The organism is Paenibacillus sp. V4I7, from assembly GCF_030817275.1.
In the GTDB taxonomy this organism is placed as follows: domain Bacteria; phylum Bacillota; class Bacilli; order Paenibacillales; family NBRC-103111; genus Paenibacillus_E.
The window spans coordinates 3,837,795-3,852,285 of the sequence record NZ_JAUSZD010000002.1 but is presented as its reverse complement, the minus strand read 5'-3'; the positions used below and the strand labels follow the sequence as shown (position 1 = coordinate 3,852,285).

11 protein-coding genes and 1 riboswitch are annotated in these 14,491 nt (G+C 47.3%); of the genes, 8 read left to right on the top strand and 3 right to left on the bottom strand.

What is annotated here, in order from left to right:
- Positions 1–11: 11 nt before the first annotated feature.
- Both QFZ80_RS19025 and QFZ80_RS19020 read right to left on the bottom strand, forming a co-directional pair.
- The gene (locus QFZ80_RS19025) at positions 12–1,892 is read right to left on the bottom strand and encodes an ABC transporter ATP-binding protein (RefSeq protein ID WP_307560510.1); all 1,881 of its coding nucleotides are present in this window, start codon (positions 1,890–1,892) and stop codon (positions 12–14) included.
- Entirely contained in the window at positions 1,889–3,613 is a 1,725-nt protein-coding gene (locus tag QFZ80_RS19020; protein ID WP_307560508.1) for an ABC transporter ATP-binding protein, read from the bottom strand. The genes QFZ80_RS19025 and QFZ80_RS19020 overlap by 4 nt, the downstream gene beginning before the upstream one ends.
- An 811-nt stretch (positions 3,614–4,424) precedes the next feature.
- On the opposite strand from QFZ80_RS19020, the gene pyrR reads away from it, so the two are divergent.
- The 8 genes from pyrR to QFZ80_RS18980 all read left to right on the top strand — a co-directional run bounded on the left by pyrR (position 4,425) and on the right by QFZ80_RS18980 (position 13,556).
- A complete protein-coding gene (gene pyrR, locus QFZ80_RS19015) occupies positions 4,425–4,979 on the top strand; it encodes a bifunctional pyr operon transcriptional regulator/uracil phosphoribosyltransferase PyrR (protein ID WP_307555203.1) in 555 nt (184 codons plus the stop codon).
- The gene (locus QFZ80_RS19010) at positions 4,976–5,881 is read left to right on the top strand and encodes an aspartate carbamoyltransferase catalytic subunit (protein WP_307560506.1); all 906 of its coding nucleotides are present in this window, start codon (positions 4,976–4,978) and stop codon (positions 5,879–5,881) included. Before pyrR ends, QFZ80_RS19010 begins: the two co-directional genes overlap by 4 nt.
- A 20-nt stretch (positions 5,882–5,901) precedes the next feature.
- Positions 5,902–7,185 (top strand): dihydroorotase, encoded by a 1,284-nt coding sequence (locus QFZ80_RS19005; protein WP_307560504.1) that lies wholly within the window; start codon positions 5,902–5,904, stop codon positions 7,183–7,185.
- 188 nt (positions 7,186–7,373) lie between these two features.
- Positions 7,374–8,546 (top strand): glutamine-hydrolyzing carbamoyl-phosphate synthase small subunit, encoded by a 1,173-nt coding sequence (gene carA / locus QFZ80_RS19000; RefSeq protein WP_307555209.1) that lies wholly within the window; start codon positions 7,374–7,376, stop codon positions 8,544–8,546.
- Positions 8,533–11,742, top strand: a complete 3,210-nt coding sequence (gene carB / locus QFZ80_RS18995) for a carbamoyl-phosphate synthase large subunit (RefSeq protein ID WP_307560502.1) — start codon at positions 8,533–8,535, stop codon at positions 11,740–11,742. Before carA ends, carB begins: the two co-directional genes overlap by 14 nt.
- A gap of 54 nt (positions 11,743–11,796) precedes the next feature.
- A complete protein-coding gene (gene pyrF, locus QFZ80_RS18990) occupies positions 11,797–12,486 on the top strand; it encodes an orotidine-5'-phosphate decarboxylase (protein ID WP_307556108.1) in 690 nt (229 codons plus the stop codon).
- 40 nt (positions 12,487–12,526) lie between these two features.
- On the top strand, positions 12,527–13,174 hold the full coding sequence (gene pyrE / locus QFZ80_RS18985; RefSeq protein WP_307555213.1) for an orotate phosphoribosyltransferase: 648 nt from the start codon (positions 12,527–12,529) through the stop codon (positions 13,172–13,174).
- Between the two features lie 74 nt (positions 13,175–13,248).
- A riboswitch (cyclic di-GMP riboswitch) is annotated at positions 13,249–13,335 on the top strand.
- A 14-nt stretch (positions 13,336–13,349) separates the two neighbouring features.
- Positions 13,350–13,556, top strand: coding sequence for a putative motility protein (locus tag QFZ80_RS18980; RefSeq protein WP_307555215.1), 207 nt, complete (start codon positions 13,350–13,352; stop codon positions 13,554–13,556).
- Between the two features lie 62 nt (positions 13,557–13,618).
- Here the strand turns inward: QFZ80_RS18980 and QFZ80_RS18975 are convergent, their stop codons facing one another.
- Complete coding sequence (locus QFZ80_RS18975) at positions 13,619–14,491, bottom strand: LysR family transcriptional regulator (protein ID WP_307560500.1); 873 nt, start codon at positions 14,489–14,491, stop codon at positions 13,619–13,621.

Sequence of the window (14,491 nt, the reverse complement as noted above, 5' to 3'; positions counted from 1 at the left end):
CCAATGTGTATTCATGTAGCTTTTTGAGCGAACTGACTATTGTACAGATCTGCATAAAAGCCGCGTTGTTCCAGTAGTTGTTCATGTGTTCCTTGTTCAATAACAGAACCATGATTCATAACAAGAATGAGATCGGCATCTCGTATGGTGGAAAGTCGATGTGCAATGACGAAGCTTGTGCGACCCTCCATCAGGTTATTCATCGCTTTTTGGATGGAAACTTCCGTGCGTGTATCTACGCTGCTCGTCGCTTCATCAAGAATCAAAATGGTTGGATCCGCAAGTATGGCGCGGGCAATGGTGAGAAGCTGCTTTTGCCCATGTGAAAGGTTGGATGCTTCTTCATTCAGCTTGGTATCGTAACCTTCCGGTAAGGTTCGAATGAAATGATCGGCATAGGCTGCGCGAGCAGCACTAACGATTTCGTCTTCAGTGGCACCATCACGCCCGTAAGCGATATTCTCGCGGATCGTTCCGTTGAACAGCCATGTGTCTTGCAGTACCATACCGAACAGTCCGCGCAGATGGCTGCGTGACATTTCACGAGTATCTATCGCATCAATGGAAATTGTACCACCCTTTAATTCGTAGAAACGCATGAGTAGATTGACAATCGTAGTTTTACCCGCACCTGTGGGGCCAACAATGGCAACCGTTTGTCCTGGCTCTACATGGATATTCATATCTTGAATTAACGGGGTATCCTCTTTGTAAGTAAAGGTAACCTGTTTAAATTGAACATGACCCTGAACATTCTGGGTCGTTTTTACATGGGCGAGTTCCAGTACTTCCTCAGGCTCATCTAACAGCTCGAAGATACGTTCCGCGGCGGCGATTGTGGATTGAATCACGTTGGCGATATTAGCCACCTGTGCAATAGGCATCCCAAATTGTCCTGAATATTGAATAAACGCTAGAATATCACCGATTTTAATAGCCCCATTTGTTACCATGATGCCACCAATCACACTGACCAATACGTAGCCGATATTCCCGATAAAGGACATAAGGGGGAATATCATCCCAGAGATAAACTGTGCACGCCAGCCTGAATGATACAAGCGTTCATTAATTTCATTGAATTGCTCAACGGATTTCTGCTCACGGCCGAAAGCTTTGACAATGGTATGCCCTGTGTACATTTCTTCCACGTGACCATTAAGTTCACCAAGTGTTTTTTGTTGTCCTTTAAAATACTTCTGAGACCGTGATGCAATCATTTTCGTTCCCAAAATGCTAAGCGGCAAGGTTACGATGGTGGCCAAGGTCAACAAAGGACTAATCGTTAGCATCATAATAATGATCCCGACTAAAGTCACTATTGAAGTAATCAACTGAGTCAAGCTTTGCTGCATGGTAGAACTGATAGTGTCTACGTCGTTAGTAGCCCGGCTCATCGTGTCCCCATGACTACAGGAGTCGAAGAAGGAGAGAGGTACTCGGGTGAGCTTATCACTAATATCTCTACGGAGATTAAATACTATTTTCTGTGTGACACCGACCATAATCCACTGCTGAATGAACGTGAGTATGGCGCTAAATATGTAAAGAGCTGCAAGAATAATTACGATTTGGAAAATGGCATCGAAATCAAGTTTGGCGCCGGAAACACCCTTAAGCTTCGCGATAGAGCCTTCATACAATATGGTAGTTGCGTTTCCCATAAGTTTGGGACTAATTATACTGAAAAGTGTGCTGAGCACAGCTGAGATAAAAACAAGTAGGATAGATACACGGAAAGGACTCATATACCTGGACAACCTTCGTATAGTTCCTTTGAAATCCTTCGCCTTTTGGACCGGCATTCCCATGCCACCCATGCCGCCTCGGCCAAAGTGACCGGGACTTACCCCTGCTTGAGAAGGAGCTTTCTCCTTTGGTTTGTCACTCATGCAATTTCCTCCTCTGACAGCTGAGAAGCAACAATTTCTTGATACACAGCACATGTTTTCATCAGATCTGAATGGGTGCCTATCCCTGCAATTTGTCCATCTTCCATTACGATAATGCGGTTAGCGTCCATAATGGTACTGACACGTTGAGCGACAACGATCATCGCTGATTGCTCGGTTTCGGCTTTGAGAGCTGCTCGAAGCTTAGCATCTGTTTTGAAATCAAGGGCAGAGAAACTATCATCAAATACATAGATATTCGGTTTACGAACCAGTGCACGAGCAATAGCTAGCCGCTGCTTCTGGCCACCGGATAAGTTCGTTCCACCTTGGGCGAGAACTGCTTGATAGCCTTCTTTCATCTCGGCGATGAAATCTGCAGCTTGCGCAGTGGTCGCAGCATGCTGAATTTCCTCTTCAGTTGCCATCTCACGCCCAAAACGAATGTTATCAGCAACGGTTCCTGAGAACAGTGCCGCCTTTTGCGGGACATAACCGATTTGCTCTCTTAAACTCTCTAGTTTCAAAGTTGGCAGGGGATGACCATCTATGATAATACTGCCGGACTCTACGTCATAGAAGCGCAAAAGTAAATGAAGGAGAGTCGTCTTGCCTGATCCGGTTCCTCCTATGATCGCTGTTACCTCACCAGGCTCAGCGCGGAAGGATACATCACGGATTGCTGGCTGCTCAGCCCCAGGATAACTAAAGGATACATGTTTAAATTCAACAGCAGCTTGATTGGAATCTAGAGATTTAGCCATTTCGGCGCTAAGTATGTTAGATTGAAGGGCTAAAACTTCATTAATACGGACAGCAGAAGCTGATGCACGTGGAATCATCATGAAAATCATCGTCATCATGAACATAGAAAACATAATCTGCATGGCATATTGGATGAAGGCCATCAAGTCACCAATCTGCATTTGATTGGCATCAATACGAACTCCGCCGTACCAAAGAATGACGACAACCCCAAGATTAAATACAAGCATCATGATGGGCATCATCGTAGACATGATCACATTTACTTTTACGGCTGTTTGTGTGTAATCTAGGTTCGCTTTTTCGAATTTACGCTTTTCATGTTCGGAACGGTTAAAGGCGCGAATGACACGGATGCCGGTTAAATTTTCTCGCAGCACGAGATTGATGCCATCGATTTTGAGCTGTAATGCTTTGAATAAGGGAAGTCCTTTACTCATGATCCCCACAATAGCTAGTGCAAGAATCGGGATGATGGAGATTAGTACAATGGCGAGATGAGCGTCCTTATAAGTGGCCACGATGACCCCACCGACTAGCATCGTAGGTGCGCCGATGAACATCCGCATCATGACAATCACTTGCTGAACTTGAGCGATGTCATTCGTGGTTCTGGTAATGAGGGAGGAAGTACCGAGTTTATCAAATTCGTGCAAGGAGAAGCTTTCCACATGGGTAAAAAGTGTTCGTCGTAAATCCCTGCCGAATCCTGTCGCCGTTCGTGCCAACAAGTAGCTCGCGATGATCACACAAACCATCGCGCCCATGGCTACTAAAAGCATGTAAGCGCCAAACCGGAGTATATAAGGAATATCTCCTTTCACAACTCCGACATCGACAATGTCAGCGAGCAATGTGGGCAGGTACAACTGCGCCAGTGATTGCAAAAGCATCAAGGTAATAATCGCAACTACGGAAGCTTTGTACGGTTTCAGAAGCCGAAACAATTTGAACATGGGTTCCTCCTTAGCGTTTTGCTTTAGCAAAACTAGCATCATAAGCGTTACTGAGTTTTCAAGAAAACGGGCAAATCTCGTGTTTTTACCACATAAGAAAGTATAAGTTTTCGGTTCCCGAAAACCGCTTTCTTAGGATAAAACCTAATATAGGGATCTTTGGTCGTAGAGCAAAGTCTCTCCGCTATAGGGATCTTTGGTCGTAGAGCAAAGTCTCTCCGCTATAGGGATCTTTGGTCGTAGAGCAAAGTCTCTCCGCTATAGGATCTTTGGTCGTAGAGCAAAGTCTCTCCGCTATAGGGATCTCTGGTCGTAGAGCAAAGTCTCACCGCTATAGGGATCTTTGGTCGTAGAGCAAAGTCTCTCCTCGTTAAACGCGGTCGCTCATCTTTGAATGGCCTCGATAGAGGTTTTCTCATATGTAAATTATAACACATGGCTGAGCGCTAGCTCAAAGCAAGTTCATGAAATAGATATTGACTTATCGTGTCGAAAGTGGGATAATTCCTTTAATCAAATATGTACCTTTAAAAACAGTCCAGAGAGGCTGGCAAGGTAGTCGATGAGAAAAGACGGGATATACTGGGTCGCGGATTCAGTGTATGACTAAGCTTGGGGATGTGCGCATCCTTATGCCCCGCTCTGTATCTTTATGCACTCGTAACTCCTTGCCAACAAATGGCAAGGAGTTTTTTGGTTTTGCTAAAGCAAAACTCAGCCAATGCTTACGATGCAAGTTTTCCTACGGAAAACTCAGCCAATGCTTACGATGTCAGTTTTGCTAAAGCAAAACTCTTAGGAGGCGAGAAAGATGAATGAAACGGCCGAACACACGATTATTGATGAAATGGGAATTCGCAGGGCGTTAACACGGATTGCGCATGAGATACTGGAAAAGAATAAAGGTGTAGAGAATTGTACCTTGATTGGGATTCGGACCCGCGGTATTTACTTGGCCAAGCGAGTAGCAGAGCGAATTCTTGAGATTGAAGGTGTGCCGATTCCTGTCGGTGAGATTGATATCACTTCTTATCGTGATGATCGCGTTAAGGTGAAGTCAGTGGAAAATGTTCAGGAAGGCGGCAAGATCCAAATTCAAGACCGGAAGATCATCCTGTTCGATGATGTGCTTTTCACCGGAAGAACGGTGAGGGCAGCCATGGATGCTTTGATCGATCTGGGCAGACCGCAAATGATCCAACTAGCCGTACTAGTTGACAGGGGGCATCGTGAATTGCCCATTCGCCCTGATTATGTAGGAAAGAACGTACCTACCTCCAAAAGTGAAAGTATTGAAGTGCTGCTTACGGAAATCGATGATAAAGATGGCGTCATGATACTTCAACAGAGGGGGAAACAGGAGTGAGCATAGTGAGTACACAAACCAAGCATTTTCTAGGATTGAAAGGCGTAAGCGCAGGGGAGATAACGAGCATACTTGATCGTGCTGCCTACTGGGAACAATATCCGTCGAAGGTGTCGAATCAATTTCAATGCAAATTCGTCTCCAACTTGTTTTTTGAAAATAGTACAAGAACTCGGTTCTCCTTTGAACTGGCGCAAAAGCGGCTCGGAGCCGACGTGCTCAATTTCTCCGCTGCGGAATCCAGTGTACAAAAAGGGGAGTCCATCTACGATACAGTCCGTACTCTCGAGTCCATGGGTATCGATGCCGGTGTCATCCGTTTGAAGCCGAATGGTGTCCTGCAAGAGCTGGCTGAGAAAATCAAAATCCCACTTATTAACGCGGGAGACGGCAATAACGAGCATCCAACGCAGGCGCTGCTCGACTTCTACACGATGCGCAAACAGTTCGGCGCCATTAAAGGTTTGACGGTTTCCATCATCGGAGATATCCTGCACAGTCGTGTAGCTCGCTCGAACTTGTGGGGACTCATTGCCTTGGGAGCAAAGGTGCAGTTCTGCGCGCCGGAAAGCATGCAAGCTCCGGAGCTGGCTGAGTTCGCACCGTATGTATCCTTCGAGGAAGCACTGAAAGCTGATGTGGTTATGATGCTGCGAGTGCAGCTTGAACGGCACGACAAAGGAATTATCCGCTCGGCAGAGGAATATCGCGAGCAATACGGGCTAACGGCAGAGCGTGCAAGCCGCATGGCTCCTCACGCAATCATCATGCATCCGGCTCCAGTCAATCGAAATGTAGAACTTGATGATGAGCTGGTTGAACACGAGAAATCCAAAATTTTCACACAAATTGCTCACGGTGTTCCGATTCGTATGGCGGTCATCGAACGAGCTTTATCATAAAACAGGGGGACTTCATCACAATGGGCATTTGGATATTAAACGGGCTAACCGTCGATGTAAATAGTGTACAAGCGAAGAAACACATTTTGGTAGAGAATGATAAAATTGCAAAGATTATAAATGTAGTAGAAGGTTCGGCTCCACAAACCGAAGGCCATGAAGTCATTGATGCGGCAGGAAAGCTAGTAACTCCAGGGTTCATCGATATGCATGTCCACCTGAGAGAGCCTGGTTTTGAACATAAAGAAAATATCGCGACCGGCACACGTTCCGCAGCAAGAGGCGGCTTCACAACCATCGCTTGCATGCCGAACACAAGACCTGTGATCGATACCGTTGATACGGTGAACTACATATTGGATAAAGCTGCAACGGAAGGTGTCGTCCGTGTTCTTCCATACGGCACGATTACGAAAAACGAGCTCGGCCGCGAGTTGACCGATTTCGCTGCACTGAAAGAAGCAGGCGTCATCGGCTACACAGATGACGGTGTCGGCGTGCAAAACGCGCAAATGATGAAAGATGCAATGGCTTTGGCAGCATCGATCGGTATGCCAATCATCGCGCATTGCGAGGATGACACGCTTGTGGTCGGCGCGCCGGTAAGCGAAGGCGCGTTCGCGAAGAAGAACGGACTGAAGGGTATCCCGAACGAGTCCGAGGCAATTCATGTGGGTCGCGATGTGCTGCTAGCCGAAGCGACGGGTGTTCACTATCACGTGTGCCACGTAAGCACCGAGCAGTCGGTTCGTCTAATCCGCCATGCGAAGCAGTTCGGCATTAAAGTGACTGCCGAGGTATGTCCGCATCACCTCGTGCTCTCAGATGAAGACATTCCAGGGCTTGACGCCAACTGGAAGATGAACCCGCCGCTGCGCACACCACGGGATGTGCAGGCTGTCATTGAAGGTCTGGAAGACGGCACGATAGATATTATCGTAACGGATCACGCGCCGCACACGGAAGAAGAGAAGGAGAAGGGTATGATGCTGGCTCCTTTCGGCATACTTGGCTTCGAAACCGCGTTCTCTCTGCTTTACACGAAATTTGTGCTTACTGGTAAATGGTCATTAGGTTTCCTTGTAGATCGTATGACGAAAAAACCTGCCGATGTATTCGGTCTTCCATACGGAACACTAGAAGTAGGCAGTGCCGCGGATATCACGATCGTGGATTTGGAAACAGAGCGCGAAGTTGTCAAAGAAGAGATCGTTTCACGCAGCAAAAACACGCCGTTCATCGGCTGGAAGCTGCAAGGTTGGCCAGTTGTTACAATCGCTTCCGGTAAAGTGGTTTGGTCATAAATCGTTCTTAAATCGCGTTGAAATCGAGCTGAAATCCGCATTAAGATCTATACGCAGATCGAAAAATCGTGTATATTTATACAGAATGATTAATTTTTATGCAAGTCTTATGCAATGAACATAGAAGTTGTAGGCATGACATCTGCGGTTCGTGAGAACCGCCCACAATAGCGAGGAGTTGAAAGAACATGCAGGCAAGATTGTTGCTGGAAGACGGCACTCTTTTTACAGGGAAATCGTTCGGTAGTGAAGGTGAATCCGTCGGCGAGGTTGTATTCAATACAGGAATTACAGGTTATCAGGAGGTGCTTTCCGATCCTTCCTACTGCGGTCAAATCGTGACAATGACGTATCCATTGGTGGGGAACTACGGTGTGATTCGGGATGATTTTGAATCCGTACGTCCTTTCATTCATGGCTTTGTCGTTCGTGAGCATGAAGAGATTCCTAGCAACTGGAGAGCGCAATATACGCTAGGCAGCCTGCTGAAAGAATACGGCATCGTTGGGATCAGCGGCATCGATACGCGCATGTTAACTCGTAAAATCCGTCATCACGGGGTTATGAAAAGCCTCTTGACGACATCTAATAAATCGATTGCTGAGCTGACTGAAATCTTAAGAGGAACACCTCTAATGACGGATCAAGTCGCTCGTGTATCCACGAAGAGTGTATTCGGCGCACCTGGACACAAGGAACGAATCGTACTCGTTGATTATGGTGCTAAAAGCGGAATCATCCGTGATCTTAGCAAGCGTGACTGCGACGTTGTCGTTGTTCCTCAAGATGCTACGGCTGAACAAATTCGTCGCCTTGCGCCAGATGGCGTGCTGCTGTCTAACGGCCCTGGGGATCCGAAAGACGTACCTCACGCTGTCGAAATGATTAAAGGGTTGCTCGGCGATATCCCGCTCTTCGGCATTTGCTTGGGTCATCAGCTGTTCGCACTGGCTTGCGGTGCAGACACGGATAAACTGAAGTTCGGTCACCGCGGCGGTAACCATCCGGTTAAAGACCTCGTATCTGGACGCTGCTACATTACATCGCAAAACCATGGCTACACGGTTAAGGAAGAATCCGTCCAAGGAACTGACCTTGAAGTGACGCACATTAACAATAATGACCGCACCATCGAAGGCTTGAAACATAAGAAATACCCTGCTTTCTCGGTTCAATATCACCCAGAGGCAGCACCGGGGCCATTTGACTCCAGCTACTTGTTCGATGATTTCATCTCGCTGATTCGTCAGCACAAAATCGATAACCCACAGCAGCCGCGCCAAGCGCAAATGCTTGCACAGTGGAAAGCTTCCACGGCATCGACATCTGTGAAGGAGGAACTGCAATATGCCAAAAAATAATACACTCAAAAAGATTCTCGTTATCGGTTCCGGTCCTATCGTCATCGGTCAGGCAGCGGAATTTGACTATGCAGGTACGCAAGCTTGCCAAGCACTTAAAGAAGAAGGCATGGAAGTTATCCTGATCAACAGTAACCCTGCAACGATCATGACGGATACGAACATGGCGGATAAAGTATATATCGAACCGATCACGCTTGAATTTGTTACGCAAATCATTCGTCAAGAACGTCCGGATGGCTTGCTACCAACACTTGGTGGCCAAACAGGTCTGAACATGGCTGTTGAGCTAGCTCGTGCGGGTGTTCTGGAAAGCGAGAACGTGAAGCTTCTGGGAACACAACTTACGGCGATTGAGAAAGCAGAGGACCGTGACCTTTTCAGAGACTTGATGAGAGAATTAGAGCAGCCTGTACCGGATAGCGTAATCGTAACGACGGTCGCTCAAGCGGTAGATTTCGCTAACGAAATCGGCTTTCCAATCATCATTCGTCCTGCCTACACATTAGGCGGAACGGGCGGCGGTATCTGTAACACGATGGAAGAGTTGACGGAAATCGTTGCTTCCGGAATTCGTTACAGCCCAATCGGTCAATGTCTAGTAGAACGCAGTATTGCGGGCATGAAAGAAGTCGAGTACGAAGTTATGCGTGACGCGAACGATAACTGCATCGTGGTATGTAACATGGAGAATTTTGATCCAGTGGGTGTACATACCGGAGATAGTATCGTTGTAGCACCAAGCCAAACCTTGTCGGACCGTGAGTATCAAATGCTGCGTTCGGCCTCGCTTAAAATCATTCGCGCCTTGAACATTGAAGGAGGCTGTAACGTTCAGTATGCGCTTGATCCGCATAGCTTCCAATATTACGTAATCGAAGTAAACCCGCGTGTAAGCCGTTCCTCAGCGCTTGCATCCAAAGCAACAGGCTATCCGATTGCGAAGATGGCTGCAAAAATTGCGATTGGCTACACGCTCGATGAGCTAGTCAATCCAGTAACAGGCCAAACCTATGCATGCTTCGAGCCAGCACTGGATTACATCGTTTCCAAAATTCCACGTTGGCCGTTCGATAAATTTACAGCGGCAAACCGTAAGCTGGGTACGCAAATGAAAGCGACTGGCGAAGTTATGGCGATTGGCCGTACATTCGAAGAGTCCATTCATAAAGCGGTTCGTTCCTTGGAGATCGGCGTACATCGTTTGTTCCTGAAAGAAACAGATTTAATAGATCAAGAAACATTGGAATTACGCCTGCAAAAACCCGACGATGAGCGCTTGTTCTTATTAGCAGAAGCTTACCGTAGAGGCTATACAGTGGAACAATTGCAAAAAATGACGAATATTGACTGGTGGTTCTTGAACAAACTGGATGGCCTGATTAAATACGAGAAAGAAATTGCGGCAAGCGAACTCACGAACGAGCTGCTATTCGAAACGAAACGTAAAGGCTTTACAGACCGTGCGATTGCTGAGATTCGTACTTTGGCTGGATGCTCGACATTCACCAAAGAAGCTGAAGTCAGAACTCACCGTTTACAACAAAATATTAAGCCGGTTTACAAAATGGTAGATACTTGCGCAGCGGAATTCGAAGCTTCAACGCCATACTACTATTCGACTTATGAGCAAGAAGATGAAGTTACGGAAACAACGAAAGAAAAGGTTGTGGTGCTTGGTTCCGGTCCGATTCGTATCGGTCAAGGGATTGAGTTCGATTACTCCACAGTTCATGCGGTTTGGGCGATCCAAGCGGCAGGTTACGAAGCGGTTATTATCAACAATAACCCAGAAACGGTGTCAACGGATTTCAATACGTCCGATCGCTTGTACTTCGAGCCTCTGTTCTTTGAAGATGTAATGAACGTCATCGAGCGTGAAAACCCAATTGGGGTTATCGTTCAATTTGGTGGTCAAACAGCGATTAACTTGGCTGCACCTTTACACAAAGCTGGTGTACGCATTCTCGGTTCTGATTTGGAAAGTATCGATACAGCGGAAGATCGTAAGAAATTCGAAGCCTTACTTAGCAAGCTCTCGATTGCTCAACCACCAGGCGGCACCGTTACATCGGTTGACCAAGCTGTGGGTACAGCTGCGAAATTCGGTTATCCGGTTATCGTTCGTCCATCTTACGTCCTAGGTGGACGCGCTATGGAAATCGTCTACTCCGATGAAGAATTGTTAAGCTACATGGAATATGCTGTGAAAATCAACCCAGAGCATCCGGTCCTGATCGACCGCTACATGCTTGGTAAAGAGGTAGAGGTTGATGCGATCTGCGATAGAGAAACGGTTCTAATCCCAGGGATTATGGAACACGTTGAACGCGCAGGGGTTCACTCCGGTGACTCCATCGCGGTTTATCCACCGCAATCCGTCTCGGACGAGATTAAACAACAAATTATCGACATTACGACGAAAATCGGCCTTGAGCTGAACGTAGTTGGTCTGGTTAACATCCAGTTCGTTATTCATAACGATCAAGTGTATGTGATCGAGGTAAACCCGCGTTCTTCCAGAACCGTGCCTTTCTTGAGCAAAGTAACGAACATCCCGATGGCTAACGTGGCTACACGCGTCATTATGGGACAAAAGCTGGCTGATATGGGCTACCAAGGCGGTTTATGGCCGGAAGACAAGTACGTATCGGTTAAAGTGCCAGTGTTTTCCTTCGCGAAGCTGCGCCGTGTAGATACGACGCTCGGACCTGAAATGAAATCGACGGGTGAGGTTATGGGGCGCGATATCAATTTTGCCAAAGCACTCTACAAAGGCTTAATTGGAGCGGGCATGAAAATTCCTGCAGCAGGATCTGTCGTTGTAACAGTAGCTGACAAAGATAAAGATGAAGCGATTGAAATCTTAAAAGGCTTCTATCGCCTTGGATATAAAATCATTGCAACAGGCGGAACGGCAACAGCGATCGAACAAGCTGGTCTTCCGGTGACGACCGTTCACAAGCTGAGCGAAGGTTCGCCTAACATTCTTGATCTCATCCGCAGCGGTGATGCACAGTTCGTTGTGAACACACTGACGAAAGGTAAAGAGCCAGAGCGTGATGGTTTCCGCATTCGTCGTGAAGCTGTAGAGAACGGTGTAGTTTGTATGACATCACTTGATACAGTAAGAGCGCTTGTTAATATGCTTGAAACGATCAACTTCTCCTCACGAGCAATGCCAATTCATGTCTAAAGGAGAGTGACGAATTTGAGTACGTTAACTCGCACAGATGTTACTGGACGCATTATGGTCGCTTTGGATTATGCTAACGCAGAAGGTGCTGAAGGGCTGCTAAAGCAGCTCGAAGGCATCCCGTGTTACGTGAAGGTGGGCATGCAACTGTTCTATGCTGCGGGTCCCGGCTTCGTCGCGAGTCTGAAAGATCGCGGCTACAAGGTGTTCCTCGATGTGAAGATGCATGACATTCCGAACACAGTCAAAGGCGGCGCGGAAAGCGTGACGCGCCTTGGGGTTGACGTGTTCAATGTCCATGCTGCCGGAGGCAAGCAGATGATGGAAGCCGCCTTGGAGGGTGTCGACAAGGGGTTAGTAACTGGAGCTGTACGTCCGATCGTGATCGGCGTGACGCAGTTGACCAGCACCAGCGTGCAGGTGCTGAATGATGAGATCGGCCTGACCGGTACGGTTGAGCAGGCCGTCATTCGCTATGCCCGCTTGGCGCATGCTGCGGGGCTGCAGGGTGTTGTCGCGTCACCGCTAGAGGTGACAGCGATTAAGGCGGCGTGTGGTGACGGGTTCGTCACCGTGACGCCAGGCATTCGCCCGGCTGGAGCCGACGTGGGTGACCAGTCGCGCATCATGACGCCGGCTGAGGCGTTCGCGCAGGGGACGGATTACGTCGTGATCGGTCGACCGATCACAGGCGCAGCGGATCCAAGAGCAGCAATTGAAGCGATTATCGATTCAATCGTGTAGCATGCTTTTGTCTAACAACGGAAGGAACGGTGGTAGGAACATGAGTCAACTCGAAACAATCGCGCAGCATATTGCAGCGTCATTATTAGATATCGAAGCAGTAGCACTTCGACCGCAGCAGCCTTTTACGTGGACTTCTGGCCTCAAGTCGCCAATCTATTGTGACAATCGTCTGACAATGTCACACCCAGCTATTCGCGAAGCGATCGCTGACGGCTTCGCAGCTTTGATCCAAGAGAAATTTCCGGATGCTGAGGTTGTTGCTGGTACGGCAACAGCGGGGATTCCTCATGCCGCTTGGGTAGCTCAGAAGCTAGGTCTCCCGATGATCTACATTCGTGATAAAGCCAAAGGACATGGCAAAGAGAACTTGATTGAAGGCACTGTGAAACCAGGTCAAAAGGTGATCGTGATTGAGGATCTTATCTCTACGGGTGGCAGTTCTTTGAAAGCAGCTATTGCAGTCAAAGAAGCTGGCGCTGTAGCGCTGGGCGTGCTGGCGATTTTCTCCTATCAGCTAGATAAAGCAACAGATGCGTTCCAAGATGCTGATATGCCACTGTACACTCTTTCCAATTACTCCACACTGCTTGAAGTGGCTTTAGAGAAGGGGAAAATCAAACAAGAAGACATGGAATTACTTCGTTCTTGGAGATCAAATCCTGCTGCATTTGGTGTAGATCTGTAGCTACTTATAATGCGAAGATTGACGAATTGTGTAAGAATATCCTATACTGGATAAGTGCTAGGTACTGCCTAACATCTGCGAAATGGCAAATGACGCGAAAGCGACAGACGCAAAGCTATAGGGGCTTCTCGGTTACGGCCGCATGCTTGCCAGCTACCGAACGATGAGAGGAGAAGTGCTCGTAAATATCAATAGTGTTCTGACTGCAATTAGCGGTGGAGATGCATTGAAGCAAGCCGTTGGCATTCAGCTTTTAAGCAAAGTAAGTGATATGCAAGCAGCTTCATCTAGTACATTAATACAGGATTTTGCTAAATCCCAACAGCTGGTTACCGCTTCTGCGACACCGCATTTGGGTGGTAATCTCGACATCCGCATATAAGTTCATAACAGAAGAAGCTCTACCTTTACGAATAGGAGAGCTTCTTTTTTTATTTGCCGAGGTTATTCTTGAGTCAGTTGTTGAATGAATGTTTGCAAGGGCTGGGACATCCACTTTTTGGGGTGGAGCAGCAGTTGAAGATCCAGTTTTAAGTCCGAATGTGAAAAAGGAAGATGGGCAAGTTTCCCTTGTTCCAGTTCGTTCTGTACGGCAATTTGGGGCAGCAGGGCGATGCCAAGGCCATTCATGACGCAGTGCTTAATTGTTTCTAAATTACCGAGCTCAAATCCAATTTGAAGCGGGACAGCATGATCTTTTAGTAACTTTTCAAACATACCTCGATAGATGCAGCCCTCTTCAGTAACGATAAATTCGGCTTGTTGAAAATCAGTTAGCTGTATTTGTGCTCGCTTCGTTAGCGGATGCTCAAGCGGTGCTACCAAAACCAAAGGTTCTTCTCTGACTTTCGTGCATGCAAGTGCGGTGTCTGCCGGATAACGATCTAATATTAGCCCTATATCATAATCCCCTTCTCTTACTTTGGTAATAAGCGAAGCTTCACTGTCAGGGAAGAGCTGGATATTAAGACCAGGGTAAAGCTGTTTCAGTACATGTAAATAGGGCGGTAAATAGTAAGCTGCGAGTGAGTTAATCGTACCGATGGTCAGTGTTCCGCTAACCTCACTTGTTATCATTTCTTTGGATTGATCATAGAGGTCAAGCATTTGCAAGACCAGCTTTAACAAGCTTTCACCAGGTGCTGTTAATCGAAGCTGACGTCCATATCTTTCGAATAATGGTACGCCATACTCTCGTTCCAGCTTCTGAATTTGCATCGTAATACTGGATTGCGCATAGCCCAATTCTTCGGCAGCTCGTGTAAAGCTCTTTCTCCGTGCAACCTCCCGAAAGGTTCGGAAATAGGTTAAATCCAT